The sequence below is a fragment of the Methylobacterium crusticola genome, from assembly GCF_003574465.1.
GTDB lineage: Bacteria > Pseudomonadota > Alphaproteobacteria > Rhizobiales > Beijerinckiaceae > Methylobacterium > Methylobacterium crusticola.
The window spans coordinates 1-13,561 of the sequence record NZ_QOWC01000214.1 but is presented as its reverse complement, the minus strand read 5'-3'; the positions used below and the strand labels follow the sequence as shown (position 1 = coordinate 13,561).

Sequence of the window (13,561 nt, the reverse complement as noted above, 5' to 3'; positions counted from 1 at the left end):
CCGCGGCGAGCCCGGACGGGGCCGCCTCGGGCGCCGCGCCGAGGGCCGGGGGGCGCGCGCAGGCGGCAACCGGGGACGCGTCCGGCGCCGAGGCGGCGCGCGCGGCCTTCGCGCTCCCGGACGGATCGGCGGCGCAGGATCAGGCGCTCCAGGGTGCGACGGTCCAGATCTCGCTGCCCCAGGGTGCGGCGCAGGCGGCGCAAGGCTTGGCGCCCGCGGCGCAAGACCCGGCATCCGCGGCGCAGGCGGGTCCGTCGGCCCCGGCCGCCGGATCCGGCGCCGCCCCGCCCTCGGTCGCAGCCCCGCTCGGCGCGGTGCCGATCACCATCGGGATGCGGGCGCTCGCGGGCAGCAACCGCTTCGAGATCCGCCTCGACCCCGTCGATCTCGGCCGCATCGACGTCAGCCTCGACATCGACCGGGCCCACGGGGCCGTGCGGGCGCACCTGGTGGTGGAGCGGCCCGAGACCCTGGCGCTGCTGCAACGCGACGCGGGCAGCCTCGAGCAGGCCCTGGGCCAGGCCGGGTTCACCGCCTCCGACAGCGGCCTCAGCTTCTCGCTGCGCGACGGCGGCGGCCAGAACACGCCCGGCCGCGACGGCTCGGCCCGGCCGCAGGGCGGGGACCGCGCGCCGGCGCCCCCGGAGGCCGAGACGGCCGCCCTCGTCCGGGTCGCGCGCCCGGCGGGCGGGCGCTACGGCCTCGACATCAGGATCTGACGAATGACCCGGCCGATCCCCGCGACGCCCACCGCCACCACGGCGCCGGCCCTGCCGCCGCCCCGCCCGGGAACGCACCCATGACCGCCGGCATCAGCAGCCTCCTCCCGTCGGCCCAGAGCGGGACCGGCACCTCGACGGCGAGCGACTCGACCCAGATCGCCGGCAACTTCAGCCAGTTCCTGACCCTGCTCACGACGCAGCTCAAGAACCAGAACCCCCTCGACCCCCTCGACACGAACCAGTTCACGCAGCAGCTCGTGCAGTTCGCCTCCGTCGAGCAGCAGCTCAAGACGAACGACCGCCTCGCCTCCCTGCTGACCGCGAGCAAGTCCTCGGCGGCCGCCACCGCGGCCGGCCTGATCGGCCAGACCGTGACGGCGGACGGCTCGACCACCTCGCTCGAGAAGGGCAGCGCCGCCTGGACGCTGAACGCCGCCCGGGCGGTGCCCAAGGCCAGCATCACCATCACGGACGCCAAGGGCAACGTCGTCGCCACCCAGACCAAGGCGCTGACGAGCGGCGCCCAGCGCTTCACCTGGGACGGGCGCGGCTCGACCGGGCAGCTCGCCGCCGACGGGCGCTACACCCTGAAGGTCCAGGCCCTCGACGCCACCGGGCAGACCGTCAGCGTCGACACGAAGATCTCCGGGAGCATCAGCAGCGTCGACGTCACCGGGGCCGAGCCGGTGCTGACCATCGGCGACCGGACCGTGCCGCTCAGCGGCGTCCAGGCCATCGGCGCCGCCACCTCGGGCTGAGGAGGATTGCTGTGGAGAACGAATCACATGCGAGGGAAATGATTCAAGCAATCTTAAGCGCGGATAGCTAGCCTCCGAACTCGATAGGTCAGTCGAGTGTATGAGCGTATCATGACCGAACCACATCGCCCGCGAGCGAAGTACGTCATCGGGCCAGACGGTAGTCCGCTGACCATCGCGGACCTGCCCCCGACCGACACGCGCCGCTGGGTGATCCGCCGCAAGGCGGAGGTCGTGGCCGCCGTGCGCGGCGGCCTCCTGAGCCTCGAGGAGGCGTGCCAGCGCTACACGCTGACCACCGAGGAATTCCTGAGCTGGCAGTACTCGATCGAGCAGCACGGCCTCGCCGGGCTGCGCACGACGCGCATCCAGCATTACCGGCAGTGAGCCGCCCTCGCCTTACGTGAGCCGCCCCCGCCCGGCGTGATCGGGCCGGCCCGGCTTGATCGGCCCCGTCCGGCGCGAGCCGGACCGGCCCGGCGGCGGGCCGGGCCCCCGGGGCGGGCGATGTCCCCGGCGTTAACCCGGTACTAACCACGACCCGGCAATTTCTGCCGAGGGCCGGCGCGGCCCCGGGTGGCGGGTGCGTGACGTCGTGAAGCCGGTTCTCGATCTCGTGACGAAGCTCGGCCCCGCGCGGCTCGCCGCGATGGGCGCCGTGACCCTGACGCTGATCGGCTTCTTCGCCTTCGTGATCCTGCGCGTGTCGCGGCCCGAGATGGGCGTGCTCTACGCCGACCTGTCGATGCAGGACGCCGGCGCCGTGCTGCGCGATCTCGAGGCCCGCGGCATCCGCTACGAGACCCGGGGCGACGCCGGCCAGACCATCATGGCCCCGCGCCCCGACCTCGCCCGCATCCGCATGGACCTCGCGACGAAGGGGCTGCCGAGCGCCGGCGGCGTCGGCTACGAGATCTTCGACAAGGGCGACGCGTTCTCGTCGACGAACTTCGTCCAGACCGTGAACCACCTGCGGGCCCTCGAGGGCGAGCTCGCCCGCTCGATCCGGGCCATCGGCCGCGTCCAGGCGGCGCGGGTCCACCTCGTGCTGCCCGAGCGCCGGCTCTTCGCCCGCGACCGGGAGGCGCCGAGCGCCGCGATCGTCCTGAAGCTCGCCGGCGACCTCGACGCCGGCCAGGTCCGGGCCATCCGCCACCTCGCGGCCTCGGCCGTGGAGGGCCTGAAGCCGGAGCGCATCTCCATCGTCGACGAGCGCGGCCGGCTGCTCGCCGACGGGGCCCGGGGCGACGACGCGCAGGGCGCCGGCATCGGCCTCGACGAGCGCCAGGCCGGCCTCGAGCGGCGCCTGCAGGCGCAGGTCGAGGGCATCGTGGCCGGCATCGTCGGGGCCGGGCGGGCCCGGGTCCAGGTCACGGCGGAGCTCGACGCCAACCGGATCGAGACCCGGTCCGAGAACTTCGACCCCGAGAGCCGGGTGGTGCGCTCGAACCAGACCCGGGCCGAGACCCAGCAGACCCAGGGGCCGGGCGAGGCGGGCGTCAGCGTCGGCAACGAGCTGCCCGGCGCGAACCAGACCCCCCAGGGCGGCGCCAGCCGCGAGACCTCGAATAAGAACGAGGAGGTCACGAACTACGAGATCTCCCGCGTCACCCGCACGGAGATCACGGAGGGCGGTCGGGTCAAGCGCCTCTCGGTGGCGGTGGTGGTCGACGGCGCCTACGCCCCCGGCCCGGACGGCAAGCCCGCCTACGCGCCCCGCGCCCAGGGCGACCTCGACCGCATCACCACCCTGGTGCGCACGGCGATCGGCTACGACAAGGCCCGGGGCGACCAGGTCGAGGTCGTCAACCTGCGCTTCGCCGAGGGGCCGGCGGTGCCGGACTTCCGCGAGGAGGGCCTCGTCGCCTCCCTGCTCCAGCCGACCAAGGAGGACGTGCTGCGCCTCGCCGAGATGGCCGTCCTCCTGCTCCTCGGCCTCGTGGTGCTGATGGCGGTGGTCCGGCCGCTCGTGCGCAGGATCGTCGCCGCGGAGGAGCTCGTGCCGGCCCTCGCGGGCCCGGGGCTGGCGGCCGCCGCAGCCGGCGCCGGCGCCGACGGCGGTCCGGCGCCCCCCGAGCCCCTCGCCCTGCCGGAGAGCGAGGCCAGGCGCCTCGTCGAGTTCGCCAAGATCAACGGCAAGCTTCAGGCGCAGACCATCGAGCGCGTGGTCGACATCGTGAAGAGCAACCCGAACGAGACGGTCGAGGTGCTGCGCAACTGGATCAACGACCGATGACCCGCCCCCCGTCCCCCCGTCAGCCGAGCTGAGCCGCGATGGCCGCGAGCCCGATGATCGCCTCGCCGCGCGGCATGGCCGGCGGCAGCATCGCCGAGATGTCCGGCGCCCAGCGCGCCGCCGCCCTGCTGCTGCTCCTCGGCGAGGAGGAGGGCGCCCCGATCTGGCGGATGCTGGAGGAGGATGAGGTCAAGAAGGTCACGCACGCCATGGTGCAGCTCGGCTCGATGGAGGCCGAGACGGTGGAGATGCTGATCGTCGACTTCGTCTCGCGGCTCTCGTCGAGCGGCGGCATCACGTCGAGCTTCGAGCGCACCGAGGCGCTGCTCCTGCGGATCTTCCCCCCCGAACAGGTCTCGGTGATCATGGCAGAGGTCAAGGGCGCGTCGGGCCGCCGGGTGTGGAGCAGCCTGACCCAGATCGATCCCGAGATCCTGGCCTCGTTCCTGCGCAGCGAGTACCCGCAGACCGTGGCGGTCATCCTGTCGCGGGTGCGCTCGGACTACGCCGCCCGCGTGCTGACGATCCTGCCGGAGGACTTCGCCATCGACGTCCTCAACCGGATGCTGCGCATGGAGACGGTGCAGAAGGAGGCGCTGCGCCACATTGAGGAGACCCTGCGCACCGAGTTCGTGTCGACCATCGCGCAGACCACCCGGCGCGACGCCCACGAGCTGATGGCCGACGTCTTCAACGCCTTCGACCGCCAGACCGAGACCCGCTTCCTCGCCGCCCTCGATCAGGCGAACCGCGGCACCGCGAAGAAGATCCGGCAGCTCATGTTCACCTTCGAGGACCTGCTGAAGCTCGATGCCGGCAGCGTCCAGACCCTGATGCGCAACGTCGACCGCGACGTGCTCGGCCGCGCCCTCAAGGGCGCCTCGGAGCCGGTGCGCGCCTTCTTCTTCGCCAACATGTCGACCCGCGCGGCCAAGAACCTCCAGGACGAGATGGGCTCGCTCGGGCCGATCCGCCTCAAGGAGGTCGACGAGGCGCAGGCCAAGATGACCGAGCTCGCCAAGGAACTGGCCGAGAAGGGCGAGATCATGATCGCCAAGAACAGCGCCGAGGAGGAGCTGGTCTACTGAAGCGCCCCCCGCGATCCCGTCCTGCTCCCGCCGCCCCCCCAGCCCCCGAGACGATCCCGCCCCGATGGCCCAGGCCCAGCGCTTCCTGTTCGACAACGATTTCCGCAATCCCGGCGGCAGCGCCCGGGCGCGGGAGGCGAGCGCCCTCGCGGAAGCCGCCGCCGCGGCCGAGACGGCCGCCCGCGCCGAGGCGGCCGCGGAGGCCCACGCCCGCGGCGTCCAGGAGGGCCGCGCCCAGGCCGAGGCGCAGGTGCAGGCCCGCCTCGCCGACGCCCTTAACCGGCTGGTCCTAGCCGCGAGCGCGATGATCGGGGCGGCCGATGCCCGCGACGCCGAGCGGGAGGCCCAGGCCCTCGACTTCGCCCTCGCGCTCGCCCGCAAGGTGGCGGGGGCCGCCCTCGACGCGTACCCGGTCGCCGCGGTGGCCGAGGCGGCGGCCGGCGCCCTCCAGCACCTGCGCGGAGTGCCGCACCTCGCGATCCGCGTGCACGACGCCCTCGTCGAGGAGACGCAGGGCGCGGTGGCGCGCATCGCGCGCGAGCGCGGCTACGAGGGCCGCCTGATCGTGCTCGGCGATCCCGACATCGCCCCGGGCGACGCCCGCATCGAGTGGGCCGACGGCGGCATCGTGCGCGAGCGCGCGGCCATCGAGGCCGCCGCCCTCGCCGCCCTGGCGGCGTCCTGATCCGACTTCCTCACGAGGTTTCCCGATGCCCTCCGACACCGATCTCGGCCTGCCCCAGCTCAGCGAGGCCGACCTCGCCTTCGACCAGGGCGGCCACGGCTCCCTGCGGGACGCGCCCGCCGCCGCCAAGAGCGCCGCCGACCTGGAGCAGGTCTTCGACGTGCCCGTGATGGTCTCGGCGGTGCTCGGCGCCTCGCGGATGCCGATCGGCGACCTCCTGCGCCTCGGCCCCGGGACCGTGCTGGAGCTCGACCGCAAGGTCGGCGAGGCGATCGACATCTTCGTCAACAACCGCCTCGTCGCCCGCGGCGAGGTGGTGCTGGTCGAGGAGCGCCTCGGCGTCACCATGACCGAGATCGTCAAGGCGGACGGCTGACGCGGCCGCCCCACCACCGCAGCGGCGCCCGCGGGCGCCCCCGAAGGCCACGGAGTGCTTGAGCGATGCGGCTCTTGATCATCGGACGCCTGAACGGCGAGCTCGTCACCGCCTCCAAGATGGCCATGAGCCGGGGCGCCGCCGTGACCCAGGCGGACGCCGTCGAGCAGGGCCTGAACGTGCTGCGCGCCCGCGGCGCCGACCTCGTGATGATCGACGTCTCGCTCTCGGTCCGCGGCCTGGTGGCGGCCCTGGCCGAGGAGCGCATCCGCACCCCGGTCGTGGCCTGCGGCACCGGCACCGACGCCCGCGCCGCGGTGGCGGCGATCCAGGCCGGGGCCAAGGAGTACATCCCGCTGCCGCCCGATCCCGACCTGATCGCGGCGGTGCTGGAGGCGGTGGCGGCGGATGCCCGCGCCTTCGTCTGGCGCGACCCGGCGATGGAGCGGGTCGTCAAGCTCGCCGAGCAGGTGGCACGCTCGGACGCCTCCGTGCTGATCTCGGGCGAGAGCGGCACCGGCAAGGAGGTGCTGGCCCGCCACGTCCACGCCCGCTCGGGCCGGGCCCAGAAGCCCTTCGTCAGCGTGAACTGCGCGGCGATCCCCGACGCGCTGCTCGAATCCGAGCTGTTCGGCCACGAGAAGGGCGCCTTCACGGGCGCGGTCGCCCGCCGCATCGGCCGGTTCGAGGAGGCGAGCGGCGGCACGCTCCTCCTCGACGAGATCTCCGAGATGGACGTGCGGCTCCAGGCGAAGCTCCTGCGCGCGCTCCAGGAGCGGGTGATCGACCGGGTCGGCGGCGGCCAGCCGGTCAAAGTCGACCTGCGGGTGCTGGCGACCTCCAACCGCAACCTCGCCGAGGAGGTGCGCAAGGGGACTTTTCGCGAGGACCTGCTCTACCGGCTCAACGTCGTCCACCTGCGCCTGCCGCCCCTGCGGGAGCGCCCGGGCGACATCCTGGAGCTCGCCGCCCACTTCGCCCGCAAGTACGCCGAGGCGAACGGGCTGCCGGACCGGCCGCTCTCGGCCGAGGCGCGGCGCCTGATGGTCGCGACGCCCTGGCGCGGCAACGTGCGCGAGCTCGAGAACACCCTGCACCGCGCCGTGCTGCTGGCGAGCGGCCCCGAGATCGACGGCGAGGCGATCCGCTCGCCGGAGGGCGACGCCCTCGAGGCCGGCCCGGTCGGCGCGGCGGCGCGCGCCGCCGAGGCCGCCGAGGCGGTGACCCGGGGGCTGGTCGGCCGCACGGTCGCCGAGGTGGAGCGCGACCTGATCCTCGACACCCTCGACCACTGCCTCGGCAACCGCACGCACGCCGCCAAGATCCTGGGCATCTCGATCCGCACGCTGCGCAACAAGCTCAACGAGTACGTCGGCTCCGGCATCGCGGTGGCGGAGCCGGGCCACACCCGGGCGCTCGCGGCCTACGGCTGACGGGCGGGCCCGTCACGGACGAAGAGCCGCGAAGCGGGGGCTTCGCGGCTCTTCGTTGCGTCTCGCGCCGGCCGGCGGGTTGGGGGCGTCGCCCCTCCCCCGGGCCTCCAGCCTCCCGCGCGCTAGAAGCGCCCGGGAGGCGCCGGGCGGGGACCGGTGCGGAAACCGGTCCCGTCCGGGCCGTACTCGTGCCTCAGCGACGGTCGGTCTCGAGCGGGCGGCGGACCGGCGGCAGCTCGTCCTCGATGCCGGGCCGCTCGCGGGTGGTGCCGGCGAGGATGCCGCGGTCGGCCGCGGCGTCGACCGCCTGGGCGGCCGGCGGGGCACCGGCCGCGAACGGCATGCCGCCCGTGCCGAGGCCGGTCGCGGTCGAGCCCGCCGCGCCGATCGCCGTCGAGCCGACCTCGGCGCCCGCGACCGTGGCCGGGTTGCTGAGCGAGCCGGTCTCGTCGTGGCGCCCGGTCCAGCCTTCCTGGCGCCAGCCGCGGGCGCGCTCGTCCATGTCGATCGAGCCGTGCTCCTTCAGGATCCCGGTGACGCGGTCGGCCTGGGCGTCGTCCGCCCGCACGGTGACGAGCGTGCCGCCGCGGCGCACGCCCTCGGCGTAGGAATGGGCCTGCTCCTCGCTCAGGCCGGCGCCGGTCAGGGAGCCGATGATGCCGCCCGCCGCCGCGCCGACGCCGGCGCCCGCCAGGGTGGCGACGAGCCAGCCGGCGGCGACGACCGGGCCGACGCCCGGGATCGCCAGCAGGCCGAGGCCCGTGAGAAGGCCCGCCCCGCCGCCGAGCACGGTGCCGATGGAGGCGCCGGCGCCGGCGCCGTTCGAGGCGTCGTGCGCGGTCTCGTGGGAGGTTCCGGCCACGGTCTCGTCGCGCCGGGCGTGGTCCGAGTAGCGGTCGCCCTCGTTGTTGGCCACGATGCTGATGTCGGAATGCGGCACGCCGGCCGCCTCCACCTTCCGCACCGCGGCGGAGGCCTCGTCGTAGCTGTCGAACAGGGCGGTGATTGTCCGGGTCGCCATGGGGCGCGCTCCTTGAGAAGAGGGGTGTGTGGGGCTCGGCCTCGGTGAGGGCTACTGGCCCGTGCCGACGTTGCCCTTGAAGTCGAGGCCGACCATCACGGTCTTGCCGGACTGCATCGCCTGGGCGCGCCAGATGCCCTTGTCGTCCTTCTTGAGGTCCTTGACGTCGGTGAAGCCGACCTGCTCGAGGCGGCTGCGGGCCTGGGCCTCGGTGAAGCTGTTGGCGCCGGATTCGAGCCGGGCGTTCGCCACCGTCCCGGTGGTGCCGGGATTGCTCTTGTCCATCGTGTCGGTGTTGGGCCGGGTCACGGCCTCCTGGCCCTGCGACTGCGTGCTGGGCTTGGCATCCCGGGCCGGATCGCCCGTGACGGTGGTCTGGGCCTGCGCGATCCCGGTCCCGAGAAGGCTCAGGGCCGCGAGAGTGATGAGAGTGGTGCGCATGGTCTCCTCGAAACGTCTCTGTTCAACCGATACCGTCTCAATCGTCATGCCGCCGCTTGGTTCCGCTTCCGAAGCGTTCAGCTTCGCAGACGGAGGAACATGGTGCGGTCAAGCCTTCAGCGTGACCGTAGCGGTTCCGACCATGTGCTTGATTTTTTGCTGCATAGCGAAAGCCGCAGTGCCGAAGATAGTGCACAGCAGCGGAACAAATAGCCGACTTACTGTGCCGGACGGAGCGGCCCCGCCCGGGCCGGAACCCGCCCCGGCCAAAACCCGGCCCGGGGCCGGGGCCGCGTTAACCCGCCGCTAACCACGGACCCGGCAGGAATTGCCGGGTCGGGGACGGGTGGTCGGCATGAGCGACGCGGGAGCTACGGGGCAGGCGCTCGGGGCGTTGCGCGCCTTCGCGGTGCCGACCCGAGCCGACATGGTCGGGCTCACCCGCCGCAGCGACCTCGTGCTGGCGATCGCGGTGATCGGCATCCTGGTGGTGCTGATCTTCCCGCTGCCGGCGCTGCTCCTCGACCTCCTGCTCGCCGTCTCGATCATCCTGTCCGTGCTGATCCTGATGACGGGCCTGTTCATCGAGAACCCGCTCGAGTTCACGGTCTTCCCGACGGTGCTGCTCATCGCCACGATGCTGCGGCTGGCGCTGAACCTCGCCTCGACGCGCCTGATCCTCGGCCACGGCCACGAGGGCACGGCGGCGGCCGGCCAGGTCATCGAGGCCTTCGGGCACTTCGTGATGGGCGGCAACTTCCTGATCGGGATCATCGTGTTCGCGATCCTGATCATCGTGAACTTCGTGGTGATCACGAAGGGCTCGGGCCGCATCGCCGAGGTGGCGGCCCGCTTCACCCTCGACGCCATGCCGGGCAAGCAGATGGCGATCGACGCCGACCTCTCGGCCGGGCTGATCGACGAGAAGGTCGCCCGCGGCCGCCGGCAGGCGCTGGAGGAGGAATCCTCGTTCTTCGGCGCCATGGACGGCGCCTCGAAGTTCGTGCGCGGCGACGCCGTCGCGGCCCTGCTCATCACCTTCATCAACGTGGTGGGGGGCATCATCATCGGCACGGCGCAGCAGGGCCTGAGCTTCGGCGAGGCGGCGAAAAGCTACACCCTGCTCACGGTCGGCGACGGGCTGGTGAGCCAGGTGCCGGCCCTCATCGTCTCCACGGCGGCGGGCCTGCTCGTGTCCAAGGCCGGCGTGCGCGGGGCCGCCGACCGGGCCCTCGGGCGCCAGATCGCCAACTACCCCAAGGCTCTGGGCATGTCGGCCGGCGTGATGCTCCTCATCGCGCTCCTGCCCGGCATCCCGCTCCTGCCCTTCCTGGCCCTCGGGCTCGGGGCGGCCTACCTCGCCCGCCGCCTCGCGCTCCTGCCCAAGCCCGTCGATCCCGACGCCCCGGGCGCCGCGGCCGGCGAGGGCGGCGCGGGGGCGCGGGAGGAGACCGTGACCGACCTCCTCAAGCTCGACGACCTGAAGCTCGAGATGGGCTACGCCCTCCTCGCCCTGGTGAACGGGCCCGAGGGCCAGGACCGCCTCACCGACCAGATCAAGGCCCTGCGCCGGCAGCTCGCGGCCGAGCTCGGCTTCGTGATGCCCTCCGTGCGCATCCTCGACAACGTGCAGCTCGACGCCAACAGCTACGTGGTGCGGGTCAAGGAGATCGAGGCCGGCACCGGCCAGATCTTCCCGGGCCAGTTCATGGCCATGGACCCGATGGGGGGCCAGGTGCAGCTCCCCGGCCAGCACATGCTGGAGCCGACCTTCGGCCTGCCGGCGACCTGGATCGACGCCTCCTTGCGCGACGAGGCCCAGCTCAAGGGCTACACGGTGGTGGACGCCGCCACGGTGGTCTCGACCCACCTCACCGAGGTGATCAAGGCCCACGTCTCGGAGCTGCTCAACCACGTCGAGGTGCAGAAGCTCCTGAAGGAGCTGCCCAAGGAGCACGGCGAGCTCCTCAAGGAGGTGGTGCCGAGCCAGATCGCCACCACGGGCATCCAGCGGGTGCTGCAATGCCTGCTCGGCGAGCGCGTCTCGATCCGCGACCTCGGCACCATCGTGGAGGGCATCGCCGAGGTGGCGGGCCACATGAAGAACCCGCGCGACATCGTCGAGCACGTCCGCGCTCGCCTCGGTCGCCAGATCTGCGCCCAGTACCAGGGCCCGGGCGGGATCCTGCCGATCATCACCCTGTCGCCGGCCTGGGAGGGCGCCTTCATGGAGGCGATCGTCGGCCAGGGCGACGAGCGCCACCTCGCGATGCAGCCCTCGCGCCTGTCGGAGTTCGTCACCACGGTGCGCGACCGCTTCGAGGACGCGGCCCGGATGGGCGAGATGCCGGTGCTCGTCACCTCGGTCCAGGCGAGGCCCTTCGTGCGCTCGATCATCGAGCGCTTCCGCCGCGAGACGCCGGTGATGAGCCAGGCGGAGATCCACCCGCGGGCGCGCCTGAAGACGGTGGGATCGGTCTGAGCCCCGGCGCGTCGCCGCGGTGCGGCGGGCGCTCCGCGGCGAGGCGCCCGATGATCGTCCGGAACCGGACAGGAGTGACGAAAGTCCGGAGTCGGACGCAGCATTTGATAAGCGTCGGGCGCCCGGACTCCGCTATGGCGTCGAGGCGGGTGGGGCGAGCAGGCCGTGAGCGCGACGGGATCCCGGGCGACACAGGAGGAGGCGAGCCGCACGTGGCAGTTGCTGACCATCACGGCGCTGCTGCGCGACGTCGTCGCCGCGCCGCGGGCGGGGGACGAGGCGAGGATCCGGGAGGCCCTCGCGCTGCTGCGGGCCGTCGGCGCGCCCTGCTCGGAGACCGAGGCGCGCCTGCACGCGGTGATGCGCGACCTCCTGGCGACGGTGGCCTGACGACCGCCCGGGCAGCCCGACAGCCCCGCTGACGCCGAGAGTCAAGCACCAATCGACTCGGCTTGCCAAATCAGAATAAAGGGACTTAGATACGCGCCATCAGTGTGGATTTAGCGCTAGATTGATCATGATTGCCGAGATCAACTTGAGGGCGTCCGGGCTGACGGACAAAGGTTTGGTCAGATCGCAGAACGAAGACGCCCTATTGCTGATCCCGGATCACGGCGTGTTTATTGTCGCCGACGGCATGGGCGGGCACAATGACGGACGCTTCGCCAGTCAAGCAATCGTCGAGTCTTTCTCCCGGCTCTCGAACTCAGGCACAGCAACCGACCTCCTCGAGCAAATAGAGGACCGGCTCGCGATCGCCAACGATAAAATCTTTAGGCGAGGTCAGTCCTCGGGGAAGACGGTCGGATCAACCGTAGCCATACTGCTGGTGTTTTCCTGTTACTACGCTTGCCTATGGTCAGGAGATAGTAGAATTTATTTGATTAGAAACAATCAGATCAAGCAGATTACGAAGGATCATACCGAGGTCCAGGAACTCATCGATGCGGGGATGCTGTCGGAGGGCAATGCCGTGTCCTGGCCGCGCCGCAACGTGATCACGCGGGCGATCGGGGTCAACGAGTTCGCCCAGATCGATATCGAGCAGGGCCAGATCGAGCCCAGGGATCTGTACATCCTCTGCTCGGACGGGCTCCACAATCTCGTCAGCGAGGAGGAGATGCTGGCGATGGCCGACGAGCCTCTGCCCGACCTGATGTGCTGCAAGCTCGTCAACCTGGCGCTGGAACGGGGAGCTGCCGACAACGTGACGGTCGTCGTGGTATCCGCATGAGGTCCTGGGAACGCGTGATCGCACCGGCGTCCGGAAGGCGGGGCGTCGTCGTCGTTGTCCAGGACAGGCTGTTGGTGACGCGCACGCGGCCGATGTCGGCGCAGTGAGAGGCCCGTTCGATGGATTCCACGGTCATCAAGTTCTCATCGATCGGAGCCAAGGCCATCAGACCCGGCGTTCGTCTCAACGGCATCTATGAGATCGAGACGCTGGTCGCCCATGGCGGCATGGGCGACGTGTTCCGCGCGCGCGCGGTGGAGACCGGCGAGCTCATCGCCATCAAGGTGATGCGCGGCACCGGCCTCAACCACGAGAAGTCGACGGCCCTGCTGCGCAAGGAGGCGGCCTCCCTCAGCCGGATCAGCCACGACGCCATCGTCCGCTACTACCTGATGTCGACGGATCCCGACCTCGGCTGCACCTACATCGCCATGGAGTTCGTCGAGGGCGAGTCGCTGGCCGAGGTGATCCGCCGCGGTCCCCTCCTGCCCCGCGCGGTGTCGGCCCTCGCCTGCCGCCTGGCCTCCGGGCTCGAGACGGCGCATCGCCTCGGCATCGTCCACCGCGACATCTCGCCGGACAACATCCTGCTGCCGCGGGGCGACTACTCCCAGGCGAAGATCATCGATTTCGGGATCGCCCGCAGCCAGTTCGGGGGCGAGACGGTCATCGGCAACTCGTTTGCCGGCAAGGCGAACTTCGTCTCGCCCGAGCAGATCGGCCTGTTCGGCGGCCTGGTCACGCCGAAATCCGACATCTACAGCCTCGGCCTCACCCTCGCGGCGGCCCTGCGCGGCCTGCCCCTGGAGATGGCCGGGACGCAGGTGAGCATGGTCCAGCGCCGGCAATCGATCCCCGACCTGTCGGAGATCGAGCCGAGCGTGCGCCAGGTGCTCGCCCGGATGCTGCAGCCGGACCCCGCGGACCGGCCCGCCGACATGAGCGCCGTGACCGCGCTCTGGGAGGGCGTGGCCCAGCCCGCCAAGGCCGCGCCGCCGCGGCGGCGCTGGCCGCTCGCGGCGGGCGCGGCCGGCGCCCTCGCCCTCGTGGCGGCGGCGGCCCTCACCTACACGCTGGGGTTCCGG

Annotated in this window: 14 protein-coding genes; 12 read left to right on the top strand and 2 right to left on the bottom strand. The window is 72.0% G+C overall.

Translation table 11 applies throughout. The features are described from left to right. The 8 genes from DT057_RS30680 to flbD form a co-directional block, all read left to right on the top strand. A partial coding sequence (locus tag DT057_RS30680; protein WP_162501558.1) for a flagellar hook-length control protein FliK occupies positions 1–719 on the top strand: 719 nt, incomplete at its 5' end. Between the two features lie 80 nt (positions 720–799). Beyond that, positions 800–1,480, top strand: coding sequence for a flagellar hook assembly protein FlgD (locus DT057_RS30675; RefSeq protein WP_128565843.1), 681 nt, complete (start codon positions 800–802; stop codon positions 1,478–1,480). 111 nt (positions 1,481–1,591) lie between these two features. After that, complete coding sequence (gene sciP, locus DT057_RS30670; protein WP_048436039.1) at positions 1,592–1,867, top strand: CtrA inhibitor SciP; 276 nt, start codon at positions 1,592–1,594, stop codon at positions 1,865–1,867. A 208-nt stretch (positions 1,868–2,075) separates the two neighbouring features. Beyond that, positions 2,076–3,716: a flagellar basal-body MS-ring/collar protein FliF gene (gene fliF / locus DT057_RS30665; RefSeq protein WP_128565842.1), complete on the top strand. Its 1,641-nt coding sequence runs from the start codon at positions 2,076–2,078 to the stop codon at positions 3,714–3,716. A 38-nt stretch (positions 3,717–3,754) separates the two neighbouring features. Beyond that, a complete protein-coding gene (gene fliG / locus DT057_RS30660) occupies positions 3,755–4,804 on the top strand; it encodes a flagellar motor switch protein FliG (RefSeq protein WP_128565841.1) in 1,050 nt (349 codons plus the stop codon). A 64-nt stretch (positions 4,805–4,868) separates the two neighbouring features. Then, positions 4,869–5,489 (top strand): FliH/SctL family protein, encoded by a 621-nt coding sequence (locus DT057_RS30655; RefSeq protein WP_128565840.1) that lies wholly within the window; start codon positions 4,869–4,871, stop codon positions 5,487–5,489. Positions 5,490–5,514: 25 nt separating this feature from the next. Further along, a complete protein-coding gene (gene fliN, locus DT057_RS30650; protein WP_128565839.1) occupies positions 5,515–5,865 on the top strand; it encodes a flagellar motor switch protein FliN in 351 nt (116 codons plus the stop codon). Positions 5,866–5,930: 65 nt separating this feature from the next. Continuing rightward, positions 5,931–7,298 (top strand): sigma-54-dependent transcriptional regulator FlbD, encoded by a 1,368-nt coding sequence (gene flbD, locus DT057_RS30645; protein WP_128565838.1) that lies wholly within the window; start codon positions 5,931–5,933, stop codon positions 7,296–7,298. A gap of 193 nt (positions 7,299–7,491) precedes the next feature. Here the strand turns inward: flbD and DT057_RS30640 are convergent, their stop codons facing one another. Beyond that, the gene (locus DT057_RS30640; protein WP_128565837.1) at positions 7,492–8,319 is read right to left on the bottom strand and encodes a hypothetical protein; all 828 of its coding nucleotides are present in this window, start codon (positions 8,317–8,319) and stop codon (positions 7,492–7,494) included. A gap of 51 nt (positions 8,320–8,370) precedes the next feature. Continuing rightward, positions 8,371–8,760: a hypothetical protein gene (locus tag DT057_RS30635; protein WP_128565836.1), complete on the bottom strand. Its 390-nt coding sequence runs from the start codon at positions 8,758–8,760 to the stop codon at positions 8,371–8,373. Between the two features lie 355 nt (positions 8,761–9,115). Here DT057_RS30635 and flhA point away from each other — a divergent pair, with 355 nt between their 5' ends. From flhA to DT057_RS30615, 4 genes are all read left to right on the top strand, one after another. Further along, positions 9,116–11,242 (top strand): flagellar biosynthesis protein FlhA, encoded by a 2,127-nt coding sequence (gene flhA / locus DT057_RS30630; RefSeq protein ID WP_128565835.1) that lies wholly within the window; start codon positions 9,116–9,118, stop codon positions 11,240–11,242. Between the two features lie 165 nt (positions 11,243–11,407). Then, positions 11,408–11,632, top strand: a complete 225-nt coding sequence (locus tag DT057_RS30625; protein WP_128565834.1) for a hypothetical protein — start codon at positions 11,408–11,410, stop codon at positions 11,630–11,632. Positions 11,633–11,759: 127 nt separating this feature from the next. After that, positions 11,760–12,476: a PP2C family protein-serine/threonine phosphatase gene (locus tag DT057_RS30620; protein ID WP_128565833.1), complete on the top strand. Its 717-nt coding sequence runs from the start codon at positions 11,760–11,762 to the stop codon at positions 12,474–12,476. A 119-nt stretch (positions 12,477–12,595) separates the two neighbouring features. Next, positions 12,596–13,561 (top strand): serine/threonine-protein kinase (locus DT057_RS30615; protein WP_162501557.1); only part of this gene is annotated, 966 nt, incomplete at its 3' end.

Bases quoted from the DNA above. Each gene is read 5' to 3' on its own strand.
- fliG (WP_128565841.1), top strand. From the start codon at position 3,755: ATGGCCGCGAGCCCGATGATCGCCTCGCCGCGCGGCATGGCCGGCGGC.
- DT057_RS30635 (WP_128565836.1), bottom strand. From the start codon at position 8,760: ATGCGCACCACTCTCATCACTCTCGCGGCCCTGAGCCTTCTCGGGACC.
- DT057_RS30655 (WP_128565840.1), top strand. From the start codon at position 4,869: ATGGCCCAGGCCCAGCGCTTCCTGTTCGACAACGATTTCCGCAATCCC.
- sciP (WP_048436039.1), top strand. From the start codon at position 1,592: ATGACCGAACCACATCGCCCGCGAGCGAAGTACGTCATCGGGCCAGAC.
- DT057_RS30675 (WP_128565843.1), top strand. From the start codon at position 800: ATGACCGCCGGCATCAGCAGCCTCCTCCCGTCGGCCCAGAGCGGGACC.
- DT057_RS30620 (WP_128565833.1), top strand. From the start codon at position 11,760: ATGATTGCCGAGATCAACTTGAGGGCGTCCGGGCTGACGGACAAAGGT.
- DT057_RS30640 (WP_128565837.1), bottom strand. From the start codon at position 8,319: ATGGCGACCCGGACAATCACCGCCCTGTTCGACAGCTACGACGAGGCC.
- flbD (WP_128565838.1), top strand. From the start codon at position 5,931: ATGCGGCTCTTGATCATCGGACGCCTGAACGGCGAGCTCGTCACCGCC.
- flhA (WP_128565835.1), top strand. From the start codon at position 9,116: ATGAGCGACGCGGGAGCTACGGGGCAGGCGCTCGGGGCGTTGCGCGCC.
- fliN (WP_128565839.1), top strand. From the start codon at position 5,515: ATGCCCTCCGACACCGATCTCGGCCTGCCCCAGCTCAGCGAGGCCGAC.